Genomic DNA, 4110 nt, shown 5'->3' on the forward strand with positions numbered 1-4110 from the left:
CAAAATTTTGAGCGAACGCATCGAGGTTTCAAGCAAATTCAAGATACGTTAGAATCCATGTATTAGAAGCTAGCTAATGGGAGAGGACTTCCATTTACACAAAAAATTTGACACTCCCTCTTGTAGTCGTCTTACAGCGTCTTTACAGTCCAGTAATTATATAACATGGTACTACAATCATCTGGGCGTTATACTAGTCATAGTGGCATAATTATGCTGTTTGAGTGATTTATTATAACTATATGTTTTCATCATTATGATAAAATAATTTTGAATTTAAATGTTTAAGGAGGATTTTTTAATTATGAAAGGAATAATTTTAGCTGGTGGATCAGGTACCCGTTTGTACCCAATCACCCGGGGAATTTCAAAGCAATTGATTCCGGTCTATGACAAGCCGATGATCTACTACCCACTATCAACCTTAATGTTGGCGGGAATTAAAGACATCCTCATTATTTCAACGCCGGAGTATATGCCACTGTTTAAAGAACTGTTAGGTGATGGTTCTGACTTAGGTTTGAACTTCTCCTACAAGGTTCAAGAACATCCAAACGGCTTAGCGGAAGCATTTATCCTGGGTGAGGACTTTATCGGGGATGACTCAGTAGCATTGATTCTCGGTGACAATATTTACTATGGTGCCGGCCTGTCACAGCTGGTTCAGGATGCCGCCAAAAAGACTGATGGGTCGACTGTCTTTGGTTATCACGTTAATGATCCGGAGCGTTTTGGGGTTGTCGACTTTGACGATCAAATGCACGCCTTATCAATTGAAGAAAAGCCTGCTCACCCGAAGAGTAATTATGCGGTCACTGGCCTCTACTTCTACGATAACAACGTGGTTGACATTGCCAAGCACATTAAGCCGTCCGCACGGGGCGAGTTAGAGATTACTGATGTCAACAAGGAATATCTCCGGCAAGGTAAGCTTGACGTTAAGTTGATGGGTCGTGGCTATGCTTGGTTGGACACCGGGACCCACGACTCAATGCTGGAAGCCAGCAACTTCATTGCGACGATTGAGCATCGGCAGAACCTCAAGGTGGCTTCTCTGGAGGAGATTGCTTACCGGATGGGTTACATTGATAAGGATAAGCTGGTCGAATTGGCTCAGCCGCTCAAGAAGAACGACTATGGTCAATACTTGTTGCGGTTAGCAAAGCAGAATTAAGGGAGTGCAAAAAAATAATGGGACAATTAACGATAAAGAATACGAAACTACAGGATGTTAAGATTATTACCCCAAAGGTCTTTGGTGATAACCGGGGGTTCTTTGAGGAAACATACTCCGATTGTGATTTTAAGGAAGCCGGGATTGACTTCAACTTCGTTCAGGACAATCAATCCCTGTCCAGTCGGGCCGGGGTTCTGCGGGGACTCCACTTCCAACGTGGGAAGGCTGCTCAGACGAAGTTGATCCGGGTCGTTACTGGGGCCGTTCTTGATGTGATTGTTGATGTTCGCAAGGGTTCACCTACGTACAAGCAGTGGGAAGGTTACATTCTCTCTGCCAGCAACCACCGTCAGCTCCTGGTTCCTCGTGGCTTTGCTCACGGTTTCCTGACTCTGACTGATAACGTCAACTTCCTCTACAAGGTTGATAATTACTACAATGCTGAAGCCGATGGTGGCTTCTCCTTTAAGACACCAGAATTAGGTATTGACTGGTCAATTGAATTCGATAAGGCCATCACTTCCGAAAAGGACGCCGCACAGCCAACCTTTACGGAATTTGAGAAGAACAATCCATTTGTCTATGGTGAAATCTAAAGGAGTGGCATTAGCATGAAGAAAGCATTCAAAAACATTATTGTAACCGGTGGTTGCGGTTTTATCGGTTCCAACTTCGTTCATTACCTGGTTAACAACCACCCCGAGGTTGAACACATCACCGTCTTGGATAAGCTAACCTACGCTGGTAATCCAGTTAACATCGCTGGCCTGCCGAAAGACAAGGTTGAGCTGGTTGTTGGTGATATCTGTGACAAGGACCTGGTTGACAAGCTGGTCAGCCAGGCTGACGCTGTAGTTCACTACGCTGCCGAGAGTCACAACGACAACTCCCTAATCGACCCAATGCCGTTTATCAAGACCAACATCGAAGGGACCTTCACCCTGATTCAGGCTTGCCGGAAGTACGACGTCCGTTACCACCACATCTCCACCGATGAGGTTTACGGTGACCTGCCACTGCGCGAAGATTTGCCGGGCCACGGTGAAGGCAAGGGCGAGAAGTTTACGCCCGACTCCCCATACCGGCCGTCCAGTCCATACTCCTCATCCAAGGCCAGTTCTGACCTGCTTGTCCGCGCTTGGGTCCGTTCCTTTGGCCTGCGGGCGACGATTTCCAACTGCTCGAACAACTATGGCCCATACCAACACATCGAGAAGTTTATCCCACGGCAGATTACCAACATCCTGAGCGGTATCCGGCCGAAGCTCTATGGTTCTGGTAAGAACGTCCGTGACTGGATCCACACCAATGACCACTCCCGCGCGGTTTGGGACATCCTGACCAAGGGAAAGATCGGGGAGACCTACCTGATTGGAGCCAACGGCGAGAATAACAACAAGGAAGTTCTAGAGCTGATCCTGGAGCTGATGGGTCAGCCCAAGGATGCTTACGACCACGTCAAGGATCGTCCTGGTCATGACCTGCGTTATGCTATTGACGCTACTAAGCTGCGGACCGAGCTCGGTTGGGAGCCGGAATATACCGACTTTAAGACCGGCCTCCAGCACACTATTGATTGGTACACCACGCATGAAGATTGGTGGAAGGACGAGAAGGCCGCAGTTGAAGCAAAGTATGCCAAGAACGGTCAATAATTAGGTAGTTGATTTAACCAGGCAGCTGATGGTTGCCTGGCTTTTTTGGAGGGAATAATCATGACGAAGATTTTAATCACTGGTGCTAATGGTCAGTTGGGCACCGAATTGCGGAACCTGCTGGATGAACGTGGCGTTGCCTATGATGCCTTTGATGCTAAATATATGGATATTACTGACCAGCAGGCTGTTGACGCGAAGTTCGACGCCTTAAAGCCTGCGGTAGTTTATCACTGTGCAGCCTACACGGCGGTCGACAAGGCCGAAGATGAAGGCAAGCAGGTCAACTGGCGGGTCAACGAGGACGGCACGCGCAACGTTGCCGCCGCAGCTAAGCGGGTCGGAGCCAAGCTAGTCTACATCAGCACCGACTATGTGTTTGATGGTACCAACTCGGACGAGTACCAAGTTGATGATCCGACGAACCCAAAGAATGAGTATGGTAAGGCTAAACTGGCTGGTGAGCGGGCCGTCAAGGAGAAGACGGATGACTACTACATCATCCGGACGTCCTGGGTCTTTGGAAAGTACGGTAAGAACTTTGTCTACACCATGTTGCGGTTGGCTAAGGACCATGACAAGCTGACGGTGGTTGATGATCAATTTGGCCGACCAACCTGGACGCGGACCTTAGCGGAATTCATGACCTACCTGGTCGACCATGAGGAACCATTTGGGACCTATCAGCTCTCTAACGAGAATAGCTGTTCCTGGTATGAATTTGCCAAGGAAATTTTGAAGGATCAGGATGTTGAGGTGGCACCAGTGCCATCTGAGGCATACCCGCAGAAGGCTTACCGGCCACGGCATTCGATTATGAGCTTGAGTAAGGCTGAGAAAACCGGCTTTGAGATTATTAGCTGGCAGGAAGCGCTGGCAAAGTTCCTAACGGTGATCGGAGAATAACTTTAAGAATCGGTAAGGAAACATGTTCCATTAGGGATGTGATGAATTACCGTTTTCTTTTTTAGATTATCTCGAACCTACGTTCCGCGAATGATATAATGTCATTAACCGAAAGATTTGGATTGAAGTGTTGGTTAAGTTTATCTGTCAATACGTAATCACGTCCTTACGAAAAAAGGCAGGTGCTTTTCACACTCGCCTAGTCAATTTTAAGCTGACCATTTTATCTGATTAACTGTAGTTACAAATAGCGGGAGTGTTTAAATAATTATGTGTAAATAGAAAAATAAGCAATTGAAAAGGGAAAGCCTCTCCCTTATGATAGTTAGCAACCACACTCACTTCATAGGACATAGGAGGCTTTCCCCATGA

4 protein-coding genes are annotated in these 4110 nt (G+C 47.2%); all 4 read left to right on the forward strand.

What is annotated here, in order from left to right; genetic code table 11:
* Positions 1 to 304 precede the first annotated feature (304 nt).
* From rfbA to rfbD, 4 genes are read left to right on the forward strand one after another with little or no spacing between them, the layout of a single operon-like run.
* Positions 305 to 1174 carry a glucose-1-phosphate thymidylyltransferase RfbA gene (rfbA, locus tag EGT51_RS12610; RefSeq protein WP_135369010.1) on the forward strand — a complete coding sequence of 290 codons (870 nt, stop codon included), beginning with the start codon at positions 305 to 307 and terminating at the stop codon, positions 1172 to 1174.
* A 17-nt stretch (positions 1175 to 1191) separates the two neighbouring features.
* Positions 1192 to 1773, forward strand: coding sequence for a dTDP-4-dehydrorhamnose 3,5-epimerase (gene rfbC, locus EGT51_RS12615; protein WP_135369011.1), 582 nt, complete (start codon positions 1192 to 1194; stop codon positions 1771 to 1773).
* Positions 1774 to 1788: 15 nt separating this feature from the next.
* The gene (gene rfbB / locus EGT51_RS12620) at positions 1789 to 2832 is read left to right on the forward strand and encodes a dTDP-glucose 4,6-dehydratase (RefSeq protein ID WP_135369012.1); all 1044 of its coding nucleotides are present in this window, start codon (positions 1789 to 1791) and stop codon (positions 2830 to 2832) included.
* Positions 2833 to 2892: 60 nt separating this feature from the next.
* The gene (gene rfbD / locus EGT51_RS12625) at positions 2893 to 3738 is read left to right on the forward strand and encodes a dTDP-4-dehydrorhamnose reductase (protein ID WP_135369013.1); all 846 of its coding nucleotides are present in this window, start codon (positions 2893 to 2895) and stop codon (positions 3736 to 3738) included.
* The last annotated feature ends 372 nt before the right edge of the window (positions 3739 to 4110 follow it).

The organism is Levilactobacillus suantsaiihabitans, assembly GCF_004745505.1.
Taxonomy (GTDB): Bacteria; Bacillota; Bacilli; order Lactobacillales; family Lactobacillaceae; genus Levilactobacillus; species Levilactobacillus suantsaiihabitans.

Excerpts from the sequence above, each read along its gene's own strand:
- rfbA (WP_135369010.1), top strand. The coding sequence starts at position 305 with ATGAAAGGAATAATTTTAGCTGGTGGATCAGGTACCCGTTTGTACCCA.
- rfbC (WP_135369011.1), top strand. The coding sequence starts at position 1,192 with ATGGGACAATTAACGATAAAGAATACGAAACTACAGGATGTTAAGATT.
- rfbB (WP_135369012.1), top strand. The coding sequence starts at position 1,789 with ATGAAGAAAGCATTCAAAAACATTATTGTAACCGGTGGTTGCGGTTTT.
- rfbD (WP_135369013.1), top strand. The coding sequence starts at position 2,893 with ATGACGAAGATTTTAATCACTGGTGCTAATGGTCAGTTGGGCACCGAA.